4 tRNA genes are annotated in these 702 nt (G+C 47.7%); all 4 read right to left on the reverse strand.

Annotation, left to right across the window (positions count from 1 at the left end):
* Positions 1-229: 229 nt before the first annotated feature.
* The 4 genes from UF06_RS01180 to UF06_RS01195 all read right to left on the reverse strand — a co-directional run bounded on the left by UF06_RS01180 (position 230) and on the right by UF06_RS01195 (position 657).
* Positions 230-305: transfer RNA gene (locus UF06_RS01180), tRNA-Gly, on the reverse strand.
* 34 nt (positions 306-339) lie between these two features.
* A tRNA-Met gene (locus tag UF06_RS01185) sits at positions 340-416 on the reverse strand.
* A 54-nt stretch (positions 417-470) separates the two neighbouring features.
* A tRNA-Gly gene (locus UF06_RS01190) sits at positions 471-546 on the reverse strand.
* 34 nt (positions 547-580) lie between these two features.
* Positions 581-657 (reverse strand) — tRNA-Met (locus tag UF06_RS01195).
* Positions 658-702: the final 45 nt, after the last annotated feature.

Consider the following 702-nt stretch of genomic DNA (forward strand, 5'->3'; position numbering starts at 1 on the left):
CAACGACCTTCGGGTTATGAGCCCGACGAGCTACCAAGCTGCTCCATCCCGCGTCCGATATTACCGTTAAGCACGATAAGTACTATACCATTTTACTTAAGAGAAAATGGAGCGACACACGAGGTTCACTTCTTTAAAACAAAAAGGCGTGACCTCAACCTTGGCAAGGTTTGCTCATCAACTGAGTTTGTGTCGCATTTCATCGTTAAGTACGATGACAAATTCAATTTGGAGCGACACACGAGGTTCGAACTCGTGACCTCAACCTTGGCAAGGTTGCGCTCTACCAACTGAGCTAGTGTCGCAATGATTAAATGCCGGAGCACTTAATACAGAATGTGGTTGCGGGAGCTGGATTTGAACCAACGACCTTCGGGTTATGAGCCCGACGAGCTACCAAGCTGCTCCATCCCGCGTCCGATATTACCGTTAAGCACGATAAGTACTATACCATTTTACTTAAGAGAAAATGGAGCGACACACGAGGTTCGAACTCGTGACCTCAACCTTGGCAAGGTTGCGCTCTACCAACTGAGCTAGTGTCGCAATGATTAAATGCCGGAGCACTTAATACAGAATGTGGTTGCGGGAGCTGGATTTGAACCAACGACCTTCGGGTTATGAGCCCGACGAGCTACCAAGCTGCTCCATCCCGCGTCCGATATTACCGTTAAGCACGATAAGTACTATACCATTTTACTA

Origin of the sequence: Vibrio sp. S234-5, assembly GCF_000960595.1 — a bacterium.
GTDB lineage: Bacteria > Pseudomonadota > Gammaproteobacteria > Enterobacterales > Vibrionaceae > Vibrio.